Annotated in this window: 24 protein-coding genes and 1 riboswitch; of the genes, 9 read left to right on the forward strand and 15 right to left on the reverse strand. The window is 42.9% G+C overall.

What is annotated here, in order from left to right; translation table 11 throughout:
• Positions 1-4 precede the first annotated feature (4 nt).
• Complete coding sequence (gene yghU, locus HF888_RS14205) at positions 5-880, reverse strand: glutathione-dependent disulfide-bond oxidoreductase (protein ID WP_007018563.1); 876 nt, start codon at positions 878-880, stop codon at positions 5-7.
• A gap of 144 nt (positions 881-1,024) precedes the next feature.
• Entirely contained in the window at positions 1,025-1,654 is a 630-nt protein-coding gene (locus tag HF888_RS14210; protein ID WP_007018562.1) for a retropepsin-like aspartic protease family protein, read from the reverse strand.
• Positions 1,655-1,689: 35 nt separating this feature from the next.
• On the opposite strand from HF888_RS14210, the gene HF888_RS14215 reads away from it, so the two are divergent.
• Entirely contained in the window at positions 1,690-2,364 is a 675-nt protein-coding gene (locus tag HF888_RS14215) for a zinc metallopeptidase (protein WP_007018561.1), read from the forward strand.
• Here the strand turns inward: HF888_RS14215 and HF888_RS14220 are convergent.
• Positions 2,361-2,900 carry a phosphatidylglycerophosphatase A family protein gene (locus HF888_RS14220; RefSeq protein WP_007018560.1) on the reverse strand — a complete coding sequence of 180 codons (540 nt, stop codon included), beginning with the start codon at positions 2,898-2,900 and terminating at the stop codon, positions 2,361-2,363. The two genes, HF888_RS14215 and HF888_RS14220, sit on opposite strands and share 4 nt — an antisense overlap.
• A 13-nt stretch (positions 2,901-2,913) precedes the next feature.
• On the opposite strand from HF888_RS14220, the gene HF888_RS14225 reads away from it, so the two are divergent.
• Entirely contained in the window at positions 2,914-4,176 is a 1,263-nt protein-coding gene (locus HF888_RS14225) for a glycosyltransferase (RefSeq protein WP_007018559.1), read from the forward strand.
• Here the strand turns inward: HF888_RS14225 and HF888_RS14230 are convergent.
• The 4 genes from HF888_RS14230 to ilvA all read right to left on the reverse strand — a co-directional run bounded on the left by HF888_RS14230 (position 4,173) and on the right by ilvA (position 8,828).
• A complete protein-coding gene (locus HF888_RS14230) occupies positions 4,173-4,856 on the reverse strand; it encodes a cupin domain-containing protein (RefSeq protein ID WP_007018558.1) in 684 nt (227 codons plus the stop codon). The genes HF888_RS14225 and HF888_RS14230 overlap by 4 nt on opposite strands.
• A gap of 256 nt (positions 4,857-5,112) precedes the next feature.
• Positions 5,113-6,135: a DUF2156 domain-containing protein gene (locus tag HF888_RS14235; protein WP_007018557.1), complete on the reverse strand. Its 1,023-nt coding sequence runs from the start codon at positions 6,133-6,135 to the stop codon at positions 5,113-5,115.
• Positions 6,136-6,178: 43 nt separating this feature from the next.
• The gene (locus HF888_RS14240; protein WP_007018556.1) at positions 6,179-6,856 is read right to left on the reverse strand and encodes a class I SAM-dependent methyltransferase; all 678 of its coding nucleotides are present in this window, start codon (positions 6,854-6,856) and stop codon (positions 6,179-6,181) included.
• A gap of 460 nt (positions 6,857-7,316) precedes the next feature.
• Entirely contained in the window at positions 7,317-8,828 is a 1,512-nt protein-coding gene (gene ilvA / locus HF888_RS14245) for a threonine ammonia-lyase, biosynthetic (protein WP_007018555.1), read from the reverse strand.
• Positions 8,829-9,019: 191 nt separating this feature from the next.
• Between ilvA and rpiA the strand changes: the two genes are divergently transcribed.
• Positions 9,020-9,697: a ribose-5-phosphate isomerase RpiA gene (rpiA, locus tag HF888_RS14250; protein ID WP_007018554.1), complete on the forward strand. Its 678-nt coding sequence runs from the start codon at positions 9,020-9,022 to the stop codon at positions 9,695-9,697.
• 74 nt (positions 9,698-9,771) lie between these two features.
• On the opposite strand, the gene HF888_RS14255 is transcribed toward rpiA, so the two are convergent.
• From HF888_RS14255 to HF888_RS14265, 3 genes are all read right to left on the reverse strand, one after another.
• Positions 9,772-10,038: a hypothetical protein gene (locus HF888_RS14255; protein WP_007018553.1), complete on the reverse strand. Its 267-nt coding sequence runs from the start codon at positions 10,036-10,038 to the stop codon at positions 9,772-9,774.
• Positions 10,039-10,079: 41 nt separating this feature from the next.
• Entirely contained in the window at positions 10,080-10,748 is a 669-nt protein-coding gene (locus HF888_RS14260; protein WP_168367073.1) for a fumarylacetoacetate hydrolase family protein, read from the reverse strand.
• A gap of 118 nt (positions 10,749-10,866) precedes the next feature.
• On the reverse strand, positions 10,867-12,270 hold the full coding sequence (locus tag HF888_RS14265) for an FAD-binding oxidoreductase (RefSeq protein WP_007018653.1): 1,404 nt from the start codon (positions 12,268-12,270) through the stop codon (positions 10,867-10,869).
• Between the two features lie 200 nt (positions 12,271-12,470).
• Between HF888_RS14265 and serA the strand changes: the two genes are divergently transcribed.
• Positions 12,471-13,700 (forward strand): phosphoglycerate dehydrogenase, encoded by a 1,230-nt coding sequence (serA, locus tag HF888_RS14270; protein WP_007018652.1) that lies wholly within the window; start codon positions 12,471-12,473, stop codon positions 13,698-13,700.
• 138 nt (positions 13,701-13,838) lie between these two features.
• Here serA and cobO read toward each other — a convergent pair whose 3' ends face one another.
• From cobO to HF888_RS14290, 4 genes are read right to left on the reverse strand one after another with little or no spacing between them, the layout of a single operon-like run.
• On the reverse strand, positions 13,839-14,465 hold the full coding sequence (gene cobO, locus HF888_RS14275; RefSeq protein ID WP_007018651.1) for a cob(I)yrinic acid a,c-diamide adenosyltransferase: 627 nt from the start codon (positions 14,463-14,465) through the stop codon (positions 13,839-13,841).
• The gene (locus tag HF888_RS14280) at positions 14,462-15,370 is read right to left on the reverse strand and encodes a cobalamin-binding protein (RefSeq protein WP_133308499.1); all 909 of its coding nucleotides are present in this window, start codon (positions 15,368-15,370) and stop codon (positions 14,462-14,464) included. The genes cobO and HF888_RS14280 overlap by 4 nt, the downstream gene beginning before the upstream one ends.
• A gap of 5 nt (positions 15,371-15,375) precedes the next feature.
• Positions 15,376-16,392 (reverse strand): FecCD family ABC transporter permease, encoded by a 1,017-nt coding sequence (locus HF888_RS14285; RefSeq protein ID WP_007018649.1) that lies wholly within the window; start codon positions 16,390-16,392, stop codon positions 15,376-15,378.
• Positions 16,389-17,204, reverse strand: a complete 816-nt coding sequence (locus tag HF888_RS14290) for an ABC transporter ATP-binding protein (RefSeq protein WP_007018648.1) — start codon at positions 17,202-17,204, stop codon at positions 16,389-16,391. Before HF888_RS14290 ends, HF888_RS14285 begins: the two co-directional genes overlap by 4 nt.
• 118 nt (positions 17,205-17,322) lie before the next feature.
• Positions 17,323-17,462, reverse strand: a riboswitch (cobalamin riboswitch).
• A gap of 402 nt (positions 17,463-17,864) precedes the next feature.
• Here HF888_RS14290 and HF888_RS14295 point away from each other — a divergent pair.
• From HF888_RS14295 to HF888_RS14315, 5 genes are read left to right on the forward strand one after another with little or no spacing between them, the layout of a single operon-like run.
• Positions 17,865-19,121: an aminotransferase class I/II-fold pyridoxal phosphate-dependent enzyme gene (locus HF888_RS14295; protein ID WP_007018647.1), complete on the forward strand. Its 1,257-nt coding sequence runs from the start codon at positions 17,865-17,867 to the stop codon at positions 19,119-19,121.
• Between the two features lie 54 nt (positions 19,122-19,175).
• A complete protein-coding gene (locus tag HF888_RS14300; protein WP_007018646.1) occupies positions 19,176-20,894 on the forward strand; it encodes an AMP-dependent synthetase/ligase in 1,719 nt (572 codons plus the stop codon).
• 10 nt (positions 20,895-20,904) lie between these two features.
• Entirely contained in the window at positions 20,905-21,600 is a 696-nt protein-coding gene (locus tag HF888_RS14305; protein WP_007018645.1) for a DapH/DapD/GlmU-related protein, read from the forward strand.
• Positions 21,601-21,605: 5 nt separating this feature from the next.
• A complete protein-coding gene (locus HF888_RS14310; RefSeq protein WP_007018644.1) occupies positions 21,606-22,754 on the forward strand; it encodes a GNAT family N-acetyltransferase in 1,149 nt (382 codons plus the stop codon).
• Positions 22,754-23,830: an alpha/beta hydrolase family protein gene (locus tag HF888_RS14315; RefSeq protein ID WP_007018643.1), complete on the forward strand. Its 1,077-nt coding sequence runs from the start codon at positions 22,754-22,756 to the stop codon at positions 23,828-23,830. The genes HF888_RS14310 and HF888_RS14315 overlap by 1 nt, the downstream gene beginning before the upstream one ends.
• A gap of 6 nt (positions 23,831-23,836) precedes the next feature.
• On the opposite strand, the gene HF888_RS14320 is transcribed toward HF888_RS14315, so the two are convergent.
• Entirely contained in the window at positions 23,837-24,745 is a 909-nt protein-coding gene (locus HF888_RS14320) for a LysR substrate-binding domain-containing protein (RefSeq protein WP_007018642.1), read from the reverse strand.
• Positions 24,746-24,808 lie beyond the last annotated feature (63 nt).

The following is a 24,808-nucleotide window of genomic DNA, read 5'->3' on the forward strand; positions in this document are numbered from 1 at the left end:
GCGCTTATTTTTTTACTTGATCTAGTTTGTCTTGGGTTTTATTTTCGAAATCACTGGCATCATGACGCTCACGTAATTGTTCATGTAATTCACCCCAGGCTTTATTCACCATTTCACCGCGTTTAACAGCAGGGCGTTGAGCAATTTGCTCGGTCCAGCGAATCACGTTTTTATAGGTGTGCGCTTCAATGAACTCCGCAGCGTCGTAAACCTTATTCTTCACTAACGCGCCATACCATGGCCAGATTGCCATATCAGCAATACTGTATTCCTCCCCCGCCATGTATTCATTATCCGCCAGGTGACGATCCAATACATCTAGCTGACGTTTGATTTCCATGGTGTAGCGATCAATCGGGTATTGATATTTTTCCGGTGCGTACGCGTAAAAGTGACCAAAGCCACCGCCTAAAATCGGCGCACTGCCCATTTGCCAAAACAACCAAGATAATGCCTCGGTACGAGCTCGAGGATCACTCGGCAAGAACGCGTTAAATTTTTCGGCAAGATACAAAAGAATAGAGCCGCTCTCGAAAATACGTTGCGGCGGATTCACACTGTGGTCCATTAATGCTGGTATTTTTGAATTAGGGTTCACATCCACAAAACCACTGGAGAACTGATCCCCTTCCATGATATTTACCAAATACGCATCATATTCCGCTTCAGAGATACCTTTTTCTAAAAGCTCTTCAAACATGATGGTAACTTTCACACCATTTGGGGTTGCTAAGGAATATAACTGAAAAGGATGTTCGCCCTGTGGCAATGTTTTCTCAAAAGTAGGGCCCGCTACTGGTCGATTGATATTCGCAAACTTACCGCCACTTTCTGCATCCCACTGCCATACCTTTGGAGGTGTATAGGTATCATTCGACATGTATTGCTCCTATTAAATAACTTGTTCTTTAACATATGTGATTTTATTCAAGTTACAAGGCTAACCCATTGGAACGAACTTTTTTGTCGAAACTTGGGCAAATATTAGATCATTCAAAACATGTTTTTAAATGATTTAAGCTACTTAGTCCGAGAGCATGAGTATTCCTTGCTCTTCTCTCATCGAAAGCTGATTAAGAAATGACATCCCCAAAAGGGGAATGGCAGGAAAGCTGCCTTGGATAATGGTTGCATCGACGTTATAGCGAGTGATACCGCCTACCTGCATCTTGTTTAACTGTACTTTATAGCTATTTACGATTCCACCTGCAGTAGAGGCTCGACCTCTAGTTCCCTTAGAGTAGTCAATACCTAATTGCTGAGCATGCTCCTCGCTCATAGCAACGTGAGTAGCGCCCGTATCCACCAGCATATTAATAGAGCGTCCATTTATATTGGCCGGCGTAAAATACTGTCCATTATCGCTACGTGTAATACGCACCTGAGCGCCACTGGGTTCAGCATAACCATCGGCAACACTAGCACCTAACTCTAATTCGATTTCGCGGCCGTTGATTTCAATGATGGCAAAATCACTGCCCGCTTCGAGTAAGTGTATACCCTGTTTAGTTTGTCCTTGCTTGAGTATGAGTCGTGAGCCTTCGTGCTCCAAAATAGCCATGCCTGGCATCAAACCCACAGCCGTGACTTGAGCCCATAATTGGCTTGTGTATAGCAATGAAAAACTTAGAATAATGAACGTAAACGATTTCAAAGCGTTATCCTTATTTTCAAACTGGAATATCTGCCATGCTGTGGATCCTATTATTTATTGCCATACTCGCTATTATGCTTATCCCACAGTGGTGGACTCAACGCATCCTCAAAAAATACAGCGAACATCGATCCGATTTCCCTGGCACAGGTGGAGAGTTTGCGCGTCATTTAATTGCAAAACAAGACTTGGATGTGAAATTAGAAACCACGTCACAAGGGGATCATTATGATCCCAATGATCGAGCGGTACGTCTTAGTGAGGAAAATTATAACGGCCAATCACTGACCGCCGTTGTAGTGGCGGCCCATGAGGTGGGACATGCCATGCAGCACCAGCAACGCATGGCGTTACTGTTGCTTCGTACACCACTGGCAAAGTTCGCTTTTTACATTGAACGCATTGCACAAGTGGCGTTGATAAGTACCCCTCTGCTATTAAGCTTTATTCCCGTGGTTGGTCGTATATCCATGCTACTGGTGATATTCGGCATACTAGGCAGTTTTATTGTTCACCTCATTACCTTACCAGTGGAGTTCAATGCCAGCTTCTCGAAAGCACTTCCAGAAATTAAAAAAGGTGGATACTTGAGTAACAAGGATTACAAAGCCGCTCAACGTATCTTATTAGCCTGTGCGCTCACTTATGTGAGCGGCGCATTGGCGAGTTTATTGAATGTGTGGCGCTGGCTTCGATTTTTCCGCCGCTAAATCCACAGCAAAATAACCTGCATACAAGCTAGCGCCATTAATCCTGCTAAGACATCATCAATCATAATGCCAAAACCGCCTTTGACATGTTGGTCTAACCATTTAATCGGCCAAGGTTTGATGATGTCGAAGAAACGGAACAAAGCAAAAGCGATCAGTAGCATGGTCAAAGTTTTGGGGACTAAGAAAAGTGCAATCCACATTCCCACCCATTCATCAATGACGATGCCTCCATGGTCGTGTACACCCAGATCCTGTGACGTTTTTTCACTTACCCATACACCCACAACAAAACTTACGCCCACGATAATGGCGAAAATCAGTGGAGAACAATAGGACAGCCCCCACCAATAGATGGGCAATGCGGCAATCGTACCCATGGTGCCTGGTGCCTTGGGGCTCAAACCACTGCCTAAGCCAAAGGCCAGTAAATGAATGGGATTTCGTATGTTCGGTTTAATCTGTGTCATGGCATGATTGATTTTGAATTCAGGCCATAGATTACATGACTCCACAGTTTTTTTCTTCACTGCCATGTATAATTAGCGCATGAAAACATTACTTGTTATTGGCTACGTCTGGCCAGAACCCAATTCCAGCGCGGCAGGTAGCCGTATGATGCAGCTGATCCAAAGCTTTCAAGCCATGGACTATCAAGTTCACTATGCTAGTCCGGCACAAGCCAGTGATCATGCCATCGATTTTGCTTCCCAACACATAACGCCGCACGCTATTAAAGTGAACAATAGTAGCTTTGATAGTCTTTGTCGCGAACTGGAACCTGATGCGGTTCTGTTTGATCGTTTTATGATGGAAGAACAATTCTCATGGCGTGTCGAAAAAGTATGTCCAAATGCTCTGCGTGTTTTGGATACGGAAGACCTTCACTGCTTGCGCTTCACTCGTCAAAGACTAGCCAAAGGTAATCAAGACGTTGTTGATACTGTTGATTTGCAACAACTTATGCAGGACGAACGCTGCGTTAGAGAACTAGCGGCCATTTATCGATGCGATATAACGCTCATGATTAGCCAATTTGAAATGACGTTATTACAAGACAGCTTGGCAGTACCCGCCGACTTATTACATTACACACCGTTTATGCTCACGGAAGATCAATGCCAAATGAACACTACAGAGTTTCAGCAACGGCAGCATTTTGTTTCCATTGGCAATTTCCGTCACGAACCCAATTGGGATGCTGTGTTGCAACTGAAGCAAGTCATTTGGCCTTTGATTCGACGATCGTTACCTAAAGCAGAACTGCATATTTACGGCGCCTACCCTCCGAAAAAAGCGACACAACTACATAATCCTAAACAAGGTTTTTTGGTCAAAGGTTGGTGTGAAAATGCCCAAGAAATGGTGAGTCAGGCGCGCGTTTTATTAGCACCGTTACGCTTTGGCGCAGGATTAAAAGGAAAAATCATTGAGGCGGCCCAATGCGGTACACCTGCGGTAACAACCAGTATCGGCATTGAGGGTATTAGCGATACTCAAGAAAAAAACCATGCCGTCGTTCACGATGACTTTGCACATTTCGCACAAGCAGCGATTGAACTTTATAGCAATCAAGATACTTGGCAACAACGACATGGTCAGTGCACTGAAGTACTGTCTAAATTTAAGCAAGCAGACCATCAGCAATCGTTGGTAAATCGACTAAATCAATTATCATCACAACTGGTTCAACATCGATTACAAAATATTGTGGGCACTATACTGCGTCATCACAGCATGAAGAGCACACAATATATGTCTCAGTGGATAGAAAGCAAAAACCAGTTAGCCAAATTGAGAAAATCCGATTAGCGGATTCTATCTTGGGTAAGTAAATCGGGATGTAGGTGACCCACTTTCACCATGATCACGGTATCTTCGTCCACAAAAGGATAATGCTCGCTCATGTGTGGGCTACGAATCCAAGTACCGGCGGGGTATTCACCGTGCTCATCTTTGAAACATCCACTAACGACTAAGATCTCTTCCCCGCCGAAATGACGGTGAGGCACAAATCGCTCACCTGCAGGCCAAAATACTAACGCCGTATGCTCCCCCTGAAAGTCATGCAACGGCTTCACCATTAGACCCCCTTGGCCCTGCAACCAAGGTTGATCATCAGACTGGAGCGCAATGGTTTGCTGGTCTCCTTGTTGGAATTGGTTAAGTTTCACAAACAACTTACAACCTGACTTACTAAAAGGAGCATGCTGTGAACCAGGCGGATTACGCAAATAACTGCCCGCCGGATAGTCACCTGATTGATCACTAAACACGCCTTCAAGTACAAAGATTTCTTCTCCCATTGGATGCTTATGGGGTCGAAACTCACTACCTGCCTCGTATTCCACTATAGAAGTCACCTGACCGCTTTCGGCCGCTTCACGCTCCAATGGGATACGACGTACACCGGCCATGGGAGAGTCTTGCCAAGCCTGTTCTTGGGTACGAATAACGGATACTTGGCTTCGATCTAAATTAAAGGGTTCCATGACGGCTCAAACCTCACAAACAGTACATTCGTATATGGGGCATTTCGATTTAACCCGTTAGACCTTCAATACCACGCCTTGATCTTGAAACAAGATCAAGGCCAGAGCTTAAAGTGACTTATTAAAGATGCCCATAGGCTAACACTTAAATTATGGAGGTTTGGATGTGAATGCAGAAGATATTGAGTGGGAACAGTGTTTTCAAGCTATGTGTGGGGCTCGGCGGAGCACCACACATCACTCGGCATAAGCTTTATTAGATAACATTACACAAACGGAACATGGCCACGAAGTTTTTCGCGGGTATGCGATTCTTGTGCAAAACATAGGTTGGTTGCTCATCACCACGAAAACGAGATTTTGTGAAATCGATGCCTTTAAAATTATATAAAAAGTTCAAGTGCTTGGCAGTGAACTCCAGCATCCAGCGTAGTGCCGTAGATTCAAAGCCTTTAGGCGGATAATCCAATGCTAAAGGTGACAGCCCTAGATAGATATAAGGCACACCTTCTTCTTTAAATTTTTCCATGGCCTGCACCATGAGCATGTAGAAAATCCCCTGCGGGAATTTTTCACTAGCACGGCTAATATTAGGCACATAACCGACGACTTTGTTACTTTCATAAACGGGGTCAAAGAAGATAAAACCAATCATTTCATCACCTTGATAGGCGAAAAAGCGACGAGTGCCTTCTTTGTAGTCCATCTCCATAGGACGAATTAAGAAGATGATTTCACGTCCTTTACACTTTCGAGTTTTCAGCCATGACTCAGAAAGATCACGATATTTCATATCGCCATAGCTTTCACGAACCGTTACGCCTTCTTTCTTAGCATGGTTAATAGCGGTACGAATAACTTGTTTCTTTTTACCTGAAAGCGTCCAGCTATTGAGATCGATTAAAGTTTCTTTGCCAAATTGCGTAGCATGATAGCCCATGCGCTCATGAATCAGTTTGGCAACGTCCGGCGTCACTTGAATAAAGATAGGCGCTGGATATTTAGTAAAAAATGCATCAAGAAGCGCTTCTCGATCTTCTGGTGAACAAACTGGATCACCTAAACACACGACACTGCCCCACTGACGACGGTAAGCGATATAACCAACACCTTCCATGTCGAAATAGCGCATCTTGGGTTGCAACGCACTAAATGCCATTGAGTGCTTACCGTATTTTTTCAAATACTCCACACGCTCTGAGAATGTGAAAACACCACCACCATGGGCAACCTTTGACTCTTCCTCGAGTGTGCTAACTTCCATTTCTGCTTTATTCATGTGTGACACCTCTTAATTATTATTTTAAGCAAGCTGTATACGCTTAAGCGGCATCAACTTGCTGAGGTTTATTTTGTTGCTTACGAACCGCCTTGATAGACCATAAAGAAGGCACAAACAGCACGTTAAAAGATTCTGTTTTTTCCACTTTTAATCCCAAGCTTTCCATATGTTTGGGATAGTTATAAATCTTATGAAATGCATTTTTCGCAAAAACTGTGAAGATGAAGACCGCCACGTACCAGTATGCATTCTGAAATGCGCGGGTAAAAATATTCCCTTTTGGATAATGGAAATCACCCACCACAAAAGAACCTTCTGGTTTAACCAATGTGGTTAAATGCTTCATCACGGTAACCATAAAGTCTTCTGGAAAAACGTTTAAGAAGAAGTTAGCAACCACTTGATCGTATTCTTCAGTTTCATCGAACTTCAGGATGTCGCTATGAACCAAACGAATAGGATGCTTAAACTGCTTACCTTTAATATTCTTTTCTAGATTTTTAAGCATGGTGGCAGACAGATCTACTACCGTCACTTTCAAACCTTTCTCTGCAGCGTCAATGGCATCTTTACCATGACCTACACCTGCAAATAGAATCTTGTCGTCTGTCTTCAAGCCATCATTCATGGCGATTTTGCATTTGTGTATTTGGCGGCCGCTGTAAATGGTGCTAAGGAAATCGTAAAGCGGACCTATGATCTTATATTTATCTGCCATAACTGGCTCCCGTTAGAATTCTTATAGTTCGGGTTATATTTTTCTGATGGCAGTTAGAGTCACTTGCGATGACTTAGGAGCAGCTGATCCGATACTGAACAGCGGTTTTTTTATTATTTTGATGCCATATCAGGTGGCAGAACCTTAACATGGAATTTTTACTCTAATAAAGGCTTTTGTAACGCTTTGTTAAGATTATACAGGTACGTTTGTACACAGTTATTTTTCACTAATAAAATCAAAGACTTAAGATTGTCTAACAGTCTTGCATTGAGGCATTTCGACTGCCACTCATGGCGTTTATCGTCCGCACCAAGTGACTCTATATGACTAGAAATTACAAGCCAAAGTAATCACCCCGCTGCTCTAGCTGCTTGAAATCAGAGGTTTTTCCAACAAAAAAGGCGACCCTTTGGTCGCCTTATTGATCACACTTTTGATCACACTGAGGTAATCCTCATTATTTTAAGAAAAGCTGATAAGCGGGATTATCACTCTCATCCCAACAAGGATAGCCGAGCTCTTTAATATGTTGCTTAAAGGCCTTTTGATCGTCTTTAGAAACCTGCAAGCCTGCCAGTACTCGACCATTGGCTGCCCCATGATTGCGATAGTGGAACATGGATATATTCCATCGCTCACCTAAATGTTTCAAAAACTGCATCAGTGCCCCCGGACGTTCTGGAAATTCAAAGCGGTAAAGAATTTCGTCTTGTACTTCTTCTGGAGCATGACCGCCGACCATATGGCGAATATGGTACTTACTGATCTCATTTTCACTAAGGTCTAACACTGGATAGCCCTTTTTTTCTAGCTCATCAAACAGCTCTTGCTTGCCGCCTTCGGCGATTTTTACCCCCACGTAAATTTGAGCCTGATCGCTTTTGCCATAGCGATAATTGAACTCAGTAATATTGCTCTTTCCTAAAACGTTGCAGAACTGCTTAAAACTACCAGGACGCTCAGGAATGGTCACCGCCATAAGGACTTCGCGCTTTTCACCCACTTCGGCCATCTCAGAGACATAGCGCAAGCGATCAAAGTTAATATTGGCACCGGACTCGATCGCCACCATGGTTTCATCTTTTATACCGGTTTTCTCGATGTACTTTTTCATGCCCGCAACGCCAAGAGCACCCGCTGGCTCAGCGACACTGCGCGTATCATCGAAGATGTCTTTAATAGCGGCACAAAGTTCGTCAGGCGTTACTGTGATAACCTCATCGATGTGTTCCTTACACACCTTCCAAGTGTGCTTACCGATTTGGCCCACTGCTACGCCATCCGCGAAGATACCAACATGCGGTAACTTAACACGCTTACCTGCTTTCATTGCCGCATCCAGACATGCGCTCTCGGTGCTTTCGACCGCAATGACCTTGGTTTCTGGACGCAAGTATTTTGTATAGGCTGCTATTCCTGCGGCTAAACCACCACCACCTACACAGACAAATATGGCATGGATTGGACCAGAGTGCTGACGCAAGATCTCCATAGCGATAGTGCCCTGCCCAGCGATGACATCTGGGTCATCATAGGGATGGATATAGGTCATGCCTTTCTCTTCCACCAACTTCTGACTGTGCGCAAAGGCTTCGTCGAATGTGTCCCCATGCAGAACCGCTTTAGCACCACGAGCTCGCACATTGGCCACTTTAATTTCGGGCGTGGTGCGCGGCATAACGATAGTTGCTTTGATACCTAGCTGCTGCGCAGATAACGCAACACCTTGCGCGTGATTTCCTGCTGATGCGGTAACCACACCCTTGGCCAATTGCTCAGGTGATTTCTTGGCAATGCAGTTATAAGCGCCGCGACATTTGAAGCTATAAACCGGCTGCTTGTCTTCACGCTTAATGAGAATGTTATTACCCAAACGATTGCTCAAAAACTTAGCTTCCGACAGCGGTGTCTCCACCGCCACATCGTAAACGTTGGCTTCCAATATGCGCTTTATATAGTTTTCCGCCATGGGTATCTCATGTGTTCAGAGTTAAAAAGGACAAAGATTGTATCAGCGATTAAGGATTCACTACAGAGCACCTCTGATAATTCACTGTCTGCTCAGGCTATTTAGGGTTGAATTATTAGAGATGCCCTGCAGGCAAAGCCCTCGATTTTCGCTATAATTCCGGTTCAGCATACCTTCATCGACGGGATATTATGAATCAGGATCAACTCAAGCAAGCAGTCGGCCAAGCTGCTGTGGATTACATCAAGCCGCATCTACAAAAAGATAGCATTATTGGCGTAGGCACAGGTAGCACAGCAAATTGCTTTATTGATGCCCTTGCAGAACTAAAGAATGATTTTGATGGCGCCGTTGCCAGTTCCGAGGCGACCGCTGAAAGACTAAAAAGCCATGGCATTCCCGTCTATGACTTGAATTCCTCTGGCACTCTCGACTTTTACATTGATGGTGCCGACGAAACCAACGATCACCTACAGTTAATTAAAGGCGGTGGTGGTGCACTAACTCGGGAAAAAATCGTCGCCGCCTGTGCTAAAGAATTTATCTGTATCGCTGATGAAAGCAAATGGGTCGACTTATTGGGCACATTCCCTTTGCCGGTTGAAGTCATTCCCATGGCCCGTTCATATGTTGCTAGAGAGTTGGTTGCTTTAGGGGGCGACCCGGTTTACCGCCAAGGCTTCGTAACCGATAACGGTAATGTCATTCTTGATGTACACAATATGAGTATTCAAAGCGCCACGGCATTGGAGGAGCGCATTAATAATATTGTGGGCGTGGTCACCAATGGTTTATTTGCTTGTCGACCTGCTGATGTTTTATTAATGGGTACGGCAGATGGTGTCAAAACCATCAAGGCTAAGAACTGACTCACCAACAATAAATGATAGACAACGAAGAGGCGCTGACTTGAGAAATGGTAGCGCCTTTTTTTATGGGCGAATTATGCTTTAGGACCGCCAGACTTGGAATGATCATCAGTGCCATCTTTAAATTCTTCATCGTCTTGACTCAGAGTAGAATCATTTTTTGATGAGTCTACCTTGCCAAATAACATCACCATGGCGAGACCAGTGAAAATAATGATGGCACCAAAGAGTTTGCAGTTTTCACAACCCTCGACGCCGCGCACTAGAGGCATGCCCACAACAATGAGAGCTAAACCAGCCCACCATTTAACGGGTTTTTTAAACCAATTTAAAAGTTCCATAACGGTCTTACGCCAATTATCGATAAACGGATGATAATCTATTACTGCGCTTGGTTCACTTTTGCAGAGCAGCGCAGCTTATCATCCAACATCAAAGTTAATTCGTCTTCCACATGCAAAGGACCAACACCAGCAGGCGTGCCAGTGAGAATGACATCGCCTGGCTGCAAAGAGAAATATTCACTCATGTAACTAAGCAGTCTTGGGATGTCGTTGAGCATTTGCGTCGAACGACCATTTTGCTGTAGCTGTCCATTCTTGTACAAAGAAATTTCCATATCGTTACGATTAACAATATCACTTAACGGTAACCATTTAGATATCGGACAGGCACCATCGAAGGCCTTCGCGATTTCCCATGGGTGGGATTTTTCTTTTAGTTTGGTCTGCACATCTCTTAATGTTAAATCCAACGCTAAACCCACATGGCTGACCATACGCCACGCACTCTTTGCCTCGATATTCTTCGCGGTTTCACCGATCAAAAGTGCAATTTCCAATTCATGGTGCACACTGCCTTGATGCGTTGGGATAGTAAAACTTGGCTCTAGCGCTACTAAACTTGTCGCCGGTTTCATGAATAAAATCGGCTCAGCGGGTATTTCATTCCCCAATTCTTTCGCATGTTCAGCATAATTGCGCCCAACACAAACAACCTTGCCCACAGGAAGATCTATCTTTTTATTGTCGATACTTTGATGCTGAAACATAGGGTTTTGAGAGTTATGAGTGTTTAATTTTTAATTGGTTGAGATGCTCTAGCTGTGTTGCAGTGTATTTGAAAATACACTGCAACACAGCTAGAGCGAGGAAGCAGGCTACAGAGTGTTATAAATCGATAACTTTACCCGGATTCATAACATTCTTTGGATCAAACACACGCTTCATAGCACGCATATATTCGATCTCAACTTCGCTACGCGTGTATTGAAGATATGGTTTTTTGGTCATACCCACACCGTGCTCCGCGGATACAGATCCTTGGTATTTTTCTACAATTTCAAACACCCAAGTGCTAACTTTGGCACACTTTTCAAAGAATTCTTCTTTCGCCAAACCCTCTGGTTTTAAAATGTTAAGGTGCAGGTTACCGTCACCAATGTGACCAAACCATATGATTTCAAAATCGGGATATTCACGGTTTACCACTTCTTCGATTTCACGCAGGAACGGTGGTACTTTTGACACTACGACACTGATATCGTTTTTGTATGGCGTCCATTCAGCAATGGTTTCACTAATATCTTCGCGTAAACGCCATAGATTTTGCGCTTGGGTTTCGCTTTGGCTAATCACACCATCTAATACCCAGCCTTGCTCAACACAATATTCGAAAACTTCCATGGCGGAATTTACTAACTCTTCATTCTCGGCTTCAAACTCAAGCAGAGCATAGTATTCCGCTTGCGTTTCAAAGGGCGCTGGCACATCACCGCGGGCTAATACTTTGCGCATGGCTTTGTCGGAGAAGAACTCGAAAGCCGTTAAATCCAGTTTATTCTGGAAGGCATGCAAGACATCCATGATGGCTTCAAATTCAGGCACACCTAGCACTAAAACACTCAAATCTTTTGGTGCACGATCCAAGCGCATAGTTGCTTCCGTAACGATACCTAACGTCCCCTCACCGCCAATGAACAACTGACGTAAATCATAACCGGTATTGTTTTTCACCAAGTCTTTATTCAATTCTAGAACGTCACCTTTACCTGTAACCACTTTCATACCAGCCACCCAATCACGAGTCATGCCGTATTTGATTACTTTGATACCGCCTGCGTTGGTGCCGATATTACCGCCAATCTGACTAGAACCGGCAGATGCGAAGTCCACGGGGTAAAAAAGACCTTGCTCTTCAGCATAATCTTGAAGCTGCTCGGTAATCACACCTGCACCACAGCGCACGGTTCGATCGATGGCATTGAAATCGGAAATCGTGTTCATACGATCTAGGGCAATTACCACCTCCCCATTAGCGGCAACGGCGCCAGCACTCAAACCTGTACGGCCACCGGATGGTACAATCGCGAATTCCAGTTCATTAGCCGCCTTTACCAGCTCAGCCACTTCTTCTGTCGACTTTGGAAATACGATAGCCAAAGGCTTAGGCTCATAAATCTTGGTCCAGTCTTTACCGAAGGTGTCTAAACTGTCTTGGTCTGTTTTGACTTTATCCTCACCTACGATGCCTTGTAGGCGGCTTAGAATCTGGCTTTGATTATCACTGCTCATGTTTCGAACTACCCTAGTTAGTCAATATAGGTGGTGTTATCGGGTTTATATGAGTCCCTTGCAAGTCTTGTTGCAGACTTTTCCACACCACTGGGGCTTCAATAAAGGTGGATTATGATACCATACGCGCCTTAATTTGATGACTAAGATTTAGGCGACTCACTCTAAATCGGTTTTTTCGACACTATGAAGGCGAGACCATGAGCACAACTTCTCTGGATAAAAGCAAAATTCGTATCCTTTTATTGGAAGGGGTTCACCAAAGCGCCCTAGATACACTAAATGCTGCTGGCTATACGAATATCGAGTATGTAAAAACGGCATTGGCTGGGGACGAACTGAAAGAAAAAATTAAAGACGCCCACTTTGTTGGTATCCGCTCGCGCACCCAGTTAACTGAAGACGTGTTTGAAGTGGCCAATAAACTGATTGGTGTTGGTTGCTTCTGTATCGGTACCAACCAGGTTGATCTTAACGCAGCAGCCAAACGCGGTATCCCAGTATTTAATGCTCCATATTCAAACACTCGCTCAGTTGCAGAGTTAGTCCTTGCTGAAGCTATCCTAATGCTACGCGGTATTCCGGAAAAGAATGCTGTGTGTCACCGTGGTGGCTGGTTAAAGTCTGCTGTTGGCAGCTTCGAATGTCGTGGTAAAAACCTAGGTATCGTGGGTTATGGCAGTATTGGTACTCAGCTATCTGTTTTAGCTGAAGGCCTTGGTATGAAAGTCTACTTCTACGATGTGGTAACTAAGCTTCCGATCGGTAACGCTACACAAGTAGAGAGCATGGACGAGCTGCTGTCTATTTCTGACATTGTTACTCTTCATGTCCCTGAAACTGGCGACACGAAAGACATGATGGGTGCTGAACAGTTTGCCAAAATGAAAAAAGGTAGCCTTTTCATTAATGCTGCTCGTGGTACCGTTGTCGATATCCCAGCATTGGCAGAAGCGCTTGAAACTGGCCATATCGCAGGTGCCGCAGTGGATGTTTTCCCAGTTGAACCTAAAGGCAATGATGATGAGTTCTTATCGCCTCTACGCAAGTTCGACAATGTGATTTTAACGCCGCATATCGGTGGATCTACGCAAGAGGCACAAGAAAACATTGGTAAAGAGGTAGGTGAAAAGCTAGCAGGCTATTCTGATACGGGTACGACTTTATCTGCCGTTAACTTCCCAGAAGTAGCGCTGCCTCAGCATGGAAACTTCCACCGCATTCTTCACATCCACAAAAACCAGCCTGGTGTATTGAATGCTATCAACACCATCTTTGCTGAAAACAATATCAACGTCTTAGGTCAGTTCTTACAGACTAGTGCCGACATTGGTTACGTTGTGATCGATGTAGAAGAAAGCGCCGGCGAACTGGCACTAGAAAAAGTGCAAGAAGTAGAAGCGACCATTCGTGCTCGCATTCTGTACTAATCGATAGTTTACACTTTATCGATATGAGAAAGCCGCCCTCGAATGAGAGGCGGCTTTTTTGTGTTTGAAAAAAACACCTCCACGCTAAAGTGTTAAGAGGCGACTTTCCAATACTGTAAAGTCGCCGCTGCTTTAGTATTAATAATCGACGCCTTTTCGAGCCTTAATACCGCTGGCATAAGCATGCTTAATATCTTTTACTTCACTGACGGTATCAGCCAGCTCTTGTAAAGCCGAACCCCCGCCACGACCGGTTACAACAACGCTTTGCTCCCGAGGACGATTGCGAATCGTATCCAGTATTTTCTCTTCATCTAAGTATTTATAGGCAATCATATAAGTTAACTCATCAAGCAAAACTAGATCGTATTGCGGATCACGTAACATACGCTCAGCATGAGCCCAGGTTTCTTCCGCCGCCTTGATATCACCGCCTCGATCTTGCGTATTCCAAGTAAAGCCTGTGCCCATTTGATAAAAGTCTTGCTCTTCAAAGTTAGGCAGTAGCGTTGCTTTTTCTTTTAAAAAGACTTCTTCGCCAGAAAGCTGTTGGCCTTTAATGAACTGAACCACCCCCACTTTTTGATCATAGCCCAGTGCGCGCAAAACCATACCAAAGCCTGAACTACTTTTACCTTTACCATTGCCAGTCAGTAAAATCAGAACACCACGCTCTTCATCCGCTTTAGCAATGTTGGCATCGACTTTCTCTTTCTGCTTTTGCATTTTTCGCTTGTGCGCTTCGTTCTTTGCTTGTTCACTCATAACTGTCTGCTTTTTTGTCTAACTTCGTCGAGTTTGTTACACACTTCTTTTGCCCCATCCATGACGCGCAAAGAGAAACGATGGAGTAAGTCTCCATCAATGAAGAAGATGTTGTTTTGTTTTACTGCAGGTATTTGCGGCCATTTTTGCCATAATCCCCCAGCTTGGCTATAACTACCATGGTCAGACGGTATAAAGATCGCTTGCGGTGCTTCAAGAATGACAGACTCTAAGTTGATCTGTGGATAGTCACTTAAACCACTATTGCTATCAACCACATTTTGACCATTGCAGGTTTCGAAGATCTCATTAATCCAGCTACCGCTTGCCATAGTTCTTAATGGTTGTTGCCATAACTGATAAAAAAAAGAAACGGATGATTTTGATTGATATTGTTGCGCAAGCTCAGTAAATGCTTCCCTAAATTCTACCTCTAAAGCGCGCGCCTTAGATTGTGTCCCTGTACTTTTCGCGAGCGCATTAAGTTCGTCCACAATACCAAACAAGGTTTTAGTCTCACTTCGATAGACATTTAGCCCAAGAGACTCCAGCTTATCTAAGTCTTGAGCCCGATTGCCGCCCTGCCATGCAACTATTAAATCTGGCCTGAGTTCGACAATACGTTCAATTTGTAATCCGTGAAAGCCGCCAATACGCTCTATATTTAATGCAGCCTTGGGATAATCTGCATGCTCTGTAGTTGCAATAATTCGCTCACCAGCACCTAAAGCAAATAATAACTCCACACTATGAGGAGAGAGTGCGATGATTCTTTGCGCTTCTTTCTGCTCAGCCAAAATCCCTGAGGCACTTAACATGAGCCCCATTGCGATTAAAGAGTGAATTACAATCGTATGCTTTTTATTTTTAAAGTTTGTACTTCTTAATAGGATATTCTGCATCATGAAAGTCAATATTGATTAGCCGCAGGACGACGTAAGACAAATAGAAAAAAGATACTACCGATAGCGGCAGTAATAATTCCAATAGGTAGTTCGTGGCCATCAAGCAAACTACGTGCAACTACATCGACCCACAGCATAAACACAGCACCAAGAAGTAGATTATAGATCAACTGTGTGAGGACACTGCCAAGGAATATGCGGCGAACAATGTGCGGAATCATTAAACCAACAAAGCCAATACCGCCCGTATGAGCCACAAGCATAGCAGTAAGAAACGAAGTAATAAGAAGCATAACAGTCCGTAACTTTTTAGCATTAACTCCTAATGTGAGAGCCTGTACATCACCCGCCAAAAGCGTATTAAGCGGTCGCCAAAGCAACATGCAAACAACTGCTGTGAAAATGATGCTTAGAAAGACAATCCCCACATCACTCCACTGAGCATGGGCGAAACTCCCAAGGGTCCAAAATAATACCGACGCTGCCGCTTGAGGGTCAGAAGCATAAAGCACCAAACTACTAAACGCACTGAGCATAAATGATGTTGCTACACCTGCGAGTACCAATCGCTCAACTTGTATACCCGTACCAGCGAGTGATAGCACCAGAAAAACGGCTACGACACTTCCTAGGAACGCAGCCAATGGAATCCCCAACGATTGAATAACAGGGAAATTGAATCCCAGAGTGGCACTGACGGATATAACCAGGACCGCACCTAACGTGGCGCCAGAACTGATACCAAATAAATAAGGGTCTGCTAACGAATTACGTGTAATAATTTGCAATACAAATCCGGCCATAGCCAAGCCAGCACCGGCCATCATTGCTAACAATACACGGGGCGCCCGCAACTCCAAGATAATCGTATGCGTAATGGCGTCCTTTTGTACGTCATTGCTTAACAATGAAGTCATCGCATTAATAACGTCAACGGTATCAATATCAGCAACACCAATACTGATTGCCATAAATGGGCTCAGTAAAAAGAGTACCGTCAAAAACAGATCAGAAAACTTCATCGCTTTATCTCATGATGTTTTAGGTTGCGAGGTGATTCATGAAATGCATAAGTAATTCGAATTTGATTTTCATCCAATGGGTATGAATCAACAATAGCGCAAGCTTGAAATACCTGTGAGATACGGTCCTCAGTGAGCACCTCTTTTGGAGTACCTTTAGCAACAAGCTGTCCGTGGTCTAGCAACAACAATTCGTCACAAAAAGCGGCAGCCAAGTTAAGATCATGAATTGACGCTAAAACCGTCTTATTTAAACGCTTAACACGGTGCAGTAAGTCGATTTGATAGTGCACATCTAAGTGATTGGTTGGCTCATCTAGGATAAGGAAGGGCGTATCCTGCACCAGTGCTTGCGCTAACATCACCCGTTGTTTTTCACCACCAGAGAGAGATACATATTCCTGCTTTGCTAACGGCAGTACATCCATGATTTCCATAGCGTTATCCACTTTGCGCTTATCGCTAGGTGACGGCCAATCTAACCATGATTTATTCGGCATTAAACCTAAGGCAACCACTTGCTTCACTAACATTCCCATGTGAGGAGTATGCTCTTGATGGATAACCGCCATACGCTGAGCTCTTTGCTTTACACTGAGAGAGGACAACGACTGGTTTTCAAATAACAACGCCGAATAGTCACATTCATATAGACCAAACAAACAGCGCATTAACGAAGACTTACCCGCACCATTAGGGCCCAGCAAACCCACAAACTGGTGTGGTTGAATATCAAAACTGATGTCATCAAGAATCGATCTAGTTTGTATTCTCCAAGATAGATTCTTAACACTTAACAATGGACTAGCCATCTTTTACCTGCTGATTGCAACGTCATTGCGGGAAGCACAATAGGTGCTTTAAGAGATGATGGGGACTCTCCACCAGGTTTTCCCGCCTGGAAACACATGGAACGGCATAATGCCAAGCTCCATGCTTGGGCTAACTTCAGGTATCTGGCTGGTACGTCTAAAACATACTCACAGTTGCGGGTACAGCCCTAGAATCTCACTAGGTTCCCTGAGGTCTTAGACAATAGTACCAAGACACTCGTTAGCATAGCCTGTTATACGCAGTTTTGATTGATGCGTCAATTGCTCAGCAGTGTGACGCGATTGAATCAAATGGCATGGAATGACGATGCAATAAGAAACCAGAGGGATTAGTTTTCTTAAAGCCTATATCTATTTTAACGATTAATAATAACGTCTTAGCGAAGACTAATTTGCTGACCATTATGTCAGTAATAATGCAGCCTACATACCACATCCATAGTATTAGCGTTATGAAATCGATCTACATTAATGGTTAAGTTTTCTTACTCTCAAATAAATATTTCTTAGTATTCGATAAGAAAAGCTGAGTGCTAGTATGCAGTCCGTTACTAGCTTAATTAACAATAAAAATAATCACCCAAACAAACTCAAGGGATGAGCTAGCACGGAACTATCACTACATTTTAGGAGACAGACATGGAAGAGCTAGCAACGGAAAATAGCGTTCAGGAATCTTTAGCTAATCGCTATAAACTAATCAATAACAAAACGTCTAATGATCCATTCCAAAAAGCTTATGACTTCGACTCTATTGATTTAATGCGCCAAGCAAATTGCTATGCATATTATCAAACCATTGATCAGAACGAAGGACCTGAAGCTATTGTGAATGGCAAGACTTGTACAATGCTCGGATCTAACAATTACTTGGGACTAACGATTGAACCTCGCGTTCGCCAGGCGGCGATTGACGCTATCGCACAGTTCGGAACAAGCTTAACAGGTTCTCGATTATTAAATGGCACACATGCATTACACGAAAAGCTTGAGGAAGAACTGGCCAAGTTTTTAAACAAAGAAGCTGCTCTCGTATTCACAACCGGCTATCAGGCAAATATCGGCATCACTACTGCTCTAGTAGGAAAAAATGATTATCTGATTTTAGACAAGTTTAATCACGCGAGCATTACTGATGGTGCTGATTTAGCGAAAGGAAAAACCGTATATTATCAGCACAATGATATGAACGATCTAGAACGTGTCCTTCAATCCATCCCAGAAGAGCATGGTAAAGTTATCATGGTTGATGGCGTCTTTAGTATGGAAGGTGACCTTGCAGATTTACCCAATATTAACAGACTCGCAAAAAAATACAGCGCTCGACTTGTAGTTGATGACGCTCATGGCGTTGGTGTAATTGGTGAAGCTGGTCGAGGTACCGCAAACTACTTCGGACTTGAAGATGATGTAGATCTGATTGCAGGTACATTCAGTAAAGCCCTAGCATCTATTGGTGGATTTGTTGCTGGCGATCGTAAAGTTATTGAAAGTATCAAGCACTTTGGTCGCTCAATTTTATTTTCGGCCAGCTTACCACCTGCCTCTGTTGCTGCCGCCTTGGAATCTCTTCGTATTATGCAGCAAGAACCACAACGGGTAGATCGATTGAACAAAAATGCACAATACATGCGCGAACAATTGCGAACTCGCGGCTTTAATATCGGCCATACCGAGACTCCCATCATACCAATCATAGTAGGCGAAGATATTAAAGCCTTAACACTGTGGCGTGAACTCTTAAAAGAAGGCGTTTACGTTAACGCTGTTATATATCCTGCTGTGGCGCGCAATCAAGCATTACTGCGAACGAGCTATACATCAGAGCACAGCCGAGAACAGTTAGATCGGGCCTTGGAAATCCTACAAAAAATGAAAAACAGCTATCAATTTTAATTAGCCTACCCCAGGACCTATCGGTTTTGGGGTCATTATCAAATAGGGTTTCTCATGAATACATTTAAGTCCATTCACCATCTGATCCAGTCTCGGAAAGAAGCCATTTTTGCTTATCAAAAAAAGCATAATCAGTGGCTTCCGATTACCTACTCACAGTTTTTAAATAGCTACCTGAAACTTTCCGCTTTTTTTAGATCAATTGATATTGATGCCCAGTCGAGCATTGCGATCTTCTCTAAGACACGTATCGAGTGGAACCTAGTAGACTTTGCCATACAAGCCAACCGATGCATAACTGTTGGGCTTTATAGTAACGACTCGGATAGAAATATTAATAATTGCCTTAAACTTACAAATCCAAAGCTGTTAGTCCTTGAAAGCTATGAGCAATTAGCAAAAATTCAATCTATTGACTCAGACTGGGGTTGGTCTAAACCGGTGATTGTAATGGATGCAAACCATTGTCAAGCTGAACCTGTTTACCACTTAGCGTCTATACTCAAAAAACCACTCTGTGAAAAAAAAAGTCAGATCATTGAGAATGATATCAATAATATTGCATCAAATGAGATCATTTCGTACATATTCACATCAGGCACAAGTGGAGAGCAGAAGGCTGTAGTACTTACCCAAGGAAATCTATATCACACTGCACAAGTTTATAAAGAACATTATCCAATCTCTCAAGAAGATAAAACTCTACTATTCCTGCCGATGAGCCATATATTTGCTCGAGTAATGTTTTACGCGAGTATTCATTGGGGACAAAATCATTATTATCTGGAATCAGTAGACGAGCTAGTTGAACAGTTAAAATTAGTGAATCCAACTACTTTGTTAGTGGTACCAAGGCTATTAGAAAAAGTCATGGCCAACATTGAAAAGAATGTAGCGGAAAAAAATCTTTTATCTCGATTACTTTATCGCTTCTCTTTGTTCTCTGGACGACTACACAACACCTCTCCACTTCCTAAAGTAGTTACCCGCCCTTTGTATTACATAGCCGATAGATTGATTCTAAACTCTCTTAGGAAAATTTTTGGTAGTAGCCTCCGCTTTGTCGGAGCTGGAGGTGGGCATCTTAGCCCAGAAGTTTGCCGATATTTTTGGTCCATTGGCATTCCTGTTTATGAAGGGTACGCGTCAACAGAATCCGGGGGCCTAGGGATATTCAATTACCCCAAAGACTCACTGATTGGATCGATAGGTAAACCTATTTTGCCAGTGGAATGTAAAACCGAGAAGGATGGCGAGTTACTGATGAAAAGTCCATCCGTAGCCCTTGGATACTTGAGCAAGACGGGCCTACAGAGGTTCGATGAATGGATAAGCACAGGGGATATTGCTGAAGTTGATTTATCTGGTTACTACAGGATAAGTGATCGAAAAAAAGACTTAATCATTAATGCATATGGAAAAAATATAGCTCCAAGTTGGATAGAAGACCAATTTTTGATTCATGCTGATATCGAGAACATCATCGTGATTGGTCATAACAGACCTTACCTGACAGCACTCATCGTACCGACAGAGAACCAATGCAGTGACGAATATGTCTATTCAACAATCGGCGATATCGTATCTCATGTAAACCAGCGCTTATCACGACATGAGCAAATTAAACAATTTGCATTAATTCCACCATTTGAGATCGAGAATCAACAGTTAACATCGACAATGAAAAAACGCCGATTCGCCATCGAAAACAGTCATCGTGACATCATCGAGCGGTTATACGCAACCAAATCCAATCGACTCGTTACTCAATAAGGACTCAAATATGTTCGCTCTATTTAAAGCACTTTATTTTATAGGCTTTATTATTCTATTTTCGCTAATCGCAACCTTGATCGGCCTCTCTGCCTATCCAGGCTATTTTGTCGTTGTGAACACATGGAATTCTGAAGCAATTCTAAGCTCATTAATATTTTCTGGAATGGCGTTCGTGATTACACTTACTGTACTCATGTTTAGCACCGCCGTGTTCATACGTTTGGTATCTGTAATTGCCCCAATTAAAGAGGGTCAATCCAGTATCTACGGCTCAAAAATGGCTGTGTGGGCGGTTCAATATTTACTCATGAATTTCCTAAATACAGTTTTTTTACCCGTATTCAGAACAACACCATTAATGAATTTGTTCTACCGATTTATGGGAGCAAGAATTGGAAATAATGTATTTTTTAATAGTTCATTTATATACGAACCACACCTACTCGAGATTGGTGACAACAGTAGAGTTGGCGAAAATGCTATTATCGTTCCACATACAACCGAAGGTAAAAACTTTACCTGTAAAAAAGTCAAAATCGGCAAGAACGTCACGATCGGTCAATACTGTCAGATCATGCCCGGCGCTATTATTGGCGACAATGTCATCATCGGCGCAGGCGCAATTGTTCCAAAAGACAAGGTTATTGAAAGTAATTCAATATATGGCGGAAACCCAATTAGCTTCATCAAGCATTACGGGTAAATACCATGGAGATTATTATTGAACCCGTTAATAACAAACAAAGGTGGACTGATTTCTTATCAATCCCCAACATTATTTACCGAGAAGATGCCGACTACTGCTTGGAGATAAAATCTGAAACCCAAACCGAACTGAGCCATAAAAATCCAGTCGCAACACAATGTACTGTGCAGAGCCTAGTTGCCTACAAAAATGGAAATCCATGCGCGCGTTGCGTATGTATTATCAACCCATCTTTAAATAAAAAGATGGGTAAGTCCATCGGCTTAATTGGGTATTTGGAGTTCGTCGAAGATGAGGCTGTACTCAATTCTTTACTAATGAATTGCGAGGCATACTTCTCAAAAAAAGATTGCTCTGAGATCTGGGCTGGCGTTCGATTTTCCTTAAACTATCCAGTCGGCATCCAGACTAGTGGTTTCGACAAGCAGCACACCTTTCTAATGAATAAACAACCAGGCTATTACGCCGAGCTTTTATCTAAAAACGGTTTTCATTCGGAAAAGCAACTAAATGCCTATTGCGTGGATCTCAACGAGCACTATCAAGTTCCACCAATCTTAGTGAATGATGCAAATAGCGCTCTAGATAGCGGCTATCGCGTAAGATTAATGAAAAAGTCTGATATCGAACCTTGCCTACATCATTACAATGAGCGCTGGCAGAGTAACTTTGCTCATACCGAACTAAGTAGTAAGGAGCTTCATCATCTCATACGGAATATGAAACTCTATCTAGATACCCGTTTTTGTTTTGTCGTAGAAAAAAACAATCAACTTTGTGGATACCTATTTACCTTTCCCGACTTTAATCAAACGTTAAAGCAATGGCAAGGTCGGACTAGCCTTATTAAATTGTTAGGGTTCCTATTTGAGTACAAGTTAAAACGCAAAGTGCATGGATTGAAAACTGCAATAATCGGCGTAGATTCGGAACATACAGGGAAAAAACTCAGTTCACTAATGAATAAAGCGCTTTTAGAGTCTGCTATAAAGAGTCGGTGCCGCTACATCGAACGCTCCTGGATCCTTGAGGATAACTACGCTTCAATAAAACAGGCACAAAGAATGGGTGGTGGACTATATAAAACTTATTCTCTATTTTCTCGACCAATAGCGAATAGCAATATGCAGGACCTAGACGAGGCGGTGTAATGATTCCATTACCAGAAGACTTCTATATTCGAGCCCAAGCCATGCTGCAAGGGGATTCGCGAATATTACACGAAGCACGTAAATTGAGAAGCTGGCAAAATCCTAATTGGACTCAACATTGGCACAAGCAAGCTAATGCTAATTTAGAGTTAGCAGAAAAATCTGTTTTAAATGACGATCGCGTCAGCCTCTACAAAAGAGCATCCGCATTGTACGCTCTTGCTTGCTATCCATATCTTCAGGAATTGAAGACAGATGCAAGTTACAGGGGCTTGAAAGATAGCTATAAAAAGCGGTGCTTAGCCGAGGGATACCCAGTAAAATATAGAAGTCTAATATTTCTGCAATACGATATCCCCTACACTTTCAGAAAAGGTAACCCTCGTAATCACAAAGGCCAATGCATACTGTTTATTCGTGGTTTAGATTCCTATAAAGAAGTTAGTTATTGGGATGAAAGCCACTTGCTTAGTATGGGTTATGATATCGCAGCTATCGATTTTCCCGGAATGGGAGAAAACCCAGTCCCCATGTCGCTTCAAAGTAACCTTGTATTTGAGTCATTATGCCAAAAAATTTTAGACGATCAGGATTATTCAGGACGTTCAATCATATTATGGGGGTTAGGATTTGGTGGTTATTGGGCAACAAAACTTCTGAACACGGACTATGTATTAGCAGCAATTAACCAGGGCGGTCCAATACACTATAGTTTTAAACCCAGACTAAAACGCTTGCTCTTTCATTTTCAAGAAATTCGTTTCTTAAGAGCCATGATTGAACATGGCTTACAGAAAACTACATCCGTAAAAAGGTTTATCAGCGGTCTATCATTACTCAATAATCAAGATTGGACAAAAGGCACTGCAAAGTTACTATATGTCAATGGTGGACAGGATAAAACTGTTTCTGATCGAGAAGCAAGAGTACTAGAACAGCTACTAGATCATGATCGTTTAGAGACATTCTTCATTAAAGATGCTGGCCATTTAGCAGTTGACGTCATTGATAGTCAGGTATTGCCTGCTGTACTTAGGTGGTTGCTAGATATAAATAATAATTCCATTGCAGCCTAGTTATCACTAGGCTGCTCTGGTAAGACGTTCGCGTTCCGAGAAAAGCCCTTTTAGCCAAACATAGAGTTGCTGAAGCTTTAGATCATCACGATCCTGGATACGGCGCACAAAATAATATGTCTGTGGAATTTCAATTTCGAGATCTAACACTTGCACTAGACGACCATCATCAAGCCAAGGTTGAATCAAAGGCCGTACCCCCATAGCAATACCTAACCCTTGCTGTGCTGCCACCATAGAACCTAAATAGCTATCTACCTCTAGAGTTCGACACTGATCGAATTCATTTAAGTTGTGTTTTTCCGCCACTGTGTCCCAAGCATTTTCTACCCCACGCATGGTAATAAGTGCATGGCGGTTAATATCTGACATAGTCAGAACAGGCTTTTTTTCAATCAACTTAGGATTGGCAACCAGAATAATTCTTGAACGACACAAAGGGGTTGCAACAAGACCCGACCACTCACCCATGCCAAATCGAATTGCTGCATCAATATCATCTTCTTGGAAATTAACTAATGAGGTAGACGCCTCAATTTTTAATTCAGAATCGGGATTAGCTTCCTGATACTCTGGCAGTGCAGGTAACACAATATCATTGGCAATGAATGGAATCATTGAAATTCTTATATCCCTTCGGCTATAGCGTCTTAGAAACTCTCTCTGCTGTTGCTGATAATAGTTCAGTATATTTTTGACAATGACATGATAGTCTTGTCCCTCTGAGGTCAGTGCTAGCGAACGTGTCATTCTAGTAAACAGACTTACCTCTAAATACTCCTCCAACAGCTTAATTTTCTGGCTGACAGCCGAAGAAGTCAGGTGCAGCTCATCAGCAGCTTCTTTGAAACTCAAATGACGCGCTGATGCATCAAATGCTTGTAGCCAATGGATTGCTGGTAACTTCGCTGCCATACACCTTCCTTGTTAATCAGGCTATTAACTTATAGTAAATAAATCTTACGCTAATTGATAAGT

It is taken from the genome of Bermanella marisrubri, assembly GCF_012295615.1.
Classification (GTDB): Bacteria; Pseudomonadota; Gammaproteobacteria; order Pseudomonadales; family Oceanobacteraceae; genus Bermanella; species Bermanella marisrubri.

Bases quoted from the DNA above. Each gene is read 5' to 3' on its own strand.
- HF888_RS14295 (WP_007018647.1), top strand. From the start codon at position 17,865: ATGGAAGAGCTAGCAACGGAAAATAGCGTTCAGGAATCTTTAGCTAAT.
- serA (WP_007018652.1), top strand. From the start codon at position 12,471: ATGAGCACAACTTCTCTGGATAAAAGCAAAATTCGTATCCTTTTATTG.
- HF888_RS14230 (WP_007018558.1), bottom strand. From the start codon at position 4,856: ATGGAACCCTTTAATTTAGATCGAAGCCAAGTATCCGTTATTCGTACC.
- HF888_RS14290 (WP_007018648.1), bottom strand. From the start codon at position 17,204: ATGGCTAGTCCATTGTTAAGTGTTAAGAATCTATCTTGGAGAATACAA.
- HF888_RS14320 (WP_007018642.1), bottom strand. From the start codon at position 24,745: ATGGCAGCGAAGTTACCAGCAATCCATTGGCTACAAGCATTTGATGCA.
- yghU (WP_007018563.1), bottom strand. From the start codon at position 880: ATGTCGAATGATACCTATACACCTCCAAAGGTATGGCAGTGGGATGCA.
- HF888_RS14220 (WP_007018560.1), bottom strand. From the start codon at position 2,900: ATGGCAGTGAAGAAAAAAACTGTGGAGTCATGTAATCTATGGCCTGAA.
- HF888_RS14235 (WP_007018557.1), bottom strand. From the start codon at position 6,135: ATGAATAAAGCAGAAATGGAAGTTAGCACACTCGAGGAAGAGTCAAAG.
- ilvA (WP_007018555.1), bottom strand. From the start codon at position 8,828: ATGGCGGAAAACTATATAAAGCGCATATTGGAAGCCAACGTTTACGAT.
- HF888_RS14240 (WP_007018556.1), bottom strand. From the start codon at position 6,856: ATGGCAGATAAATATAAGATCATAGGTCCGCTTTACGATTTCCTTAGC.
- HF888_RS14305 (WP_007018645.1), top strand. From the start codon at position 20,905: ATGTTCGCTCTATTTAAAGCACTTTATTTTATAGGCTTTATTATTCTA.
- HF888_RS14280 (WP_133308499.1), bottom strand. From the start codon at position 15,370: ATGATGCAGAATATCCTATTAAGAAGTACAAACTTTAAAAATAAAAAG.
- HF888_RS14215 (WP_007018561.1), top strand. From the start codon at position 1,690: ATGCTGTGGATCCTATTATTTATTGCCATACTCGCTATTATGCTTATC.
- rpiA (WP_007018554.1), top strand. From the start codon at position 9,020: ATGAATCAGGATCAACTCAAGCAAGCAGTCGGCCAAGCTGCTGTGGAT.
- HF888_RS14285 (WP_007018649.1), bottom strand. From the start codon at position 16,392: ATGAAGTTTTCTGATCTGTTTTTGACGGTACTCTTTTTACTGAGCCCA.
- HF888_RS14265 (WP_007018653.1), bottom strand. From the start codon at position 12,270: ATGAGCAGTGATAATCAAAGCCAGATTCTAAGCCGCCTACAAGGCATC.
- HF888_RS14255 (WP_007018553.1), bottom strand. From the start codon at position 10,038: ATGGAACTTTTAAATTGGTTTAAAAAACCCGTTAAATGGTGGGCTGGT.
- HF888_RS14225 (WP_007018559.1), top strand. From the start codon at position 2,914: ATGAAAACATTACTTGTTATTGGCTACGTCTGGCCAGAACCCAATTCC.
- HF888_RS14260 (WP_168367073.1), bottom strand. From the start codon at position 10,748: ATGTTTCAGCATCAAAGTATCGACAATAAAAAGATAGATCTTCCTGTG.
- HF888_RS14310 (WP_007018644.1), top strand. From the start codon at position 21,606: ATGGAGATTATTATTGAACCCGTTAATAACAAACAAAGGTGGACTGAT.
- HF888_RS14300 (WP_007018646.1), top strand. From the start codon at position 19,176: ATGAATACATTTAAGTCCATTCACCATCTGATCCAGTCTCGGAAAGAA.
- HF888_RS14315 (WP_007018643.1), top strand. From the start codon at position 22,754: ATGATTCCATTACCAGAAGACTTCTATATTCGAGCCCAAGCCATGCTG.
- cobO (WP_007018651.1), bottom strand. From the start codon at position 14,465: ATGAGTGAACAAGCAAAGAACGAAGCGCACAAGCGAAAAATGCAAAAG.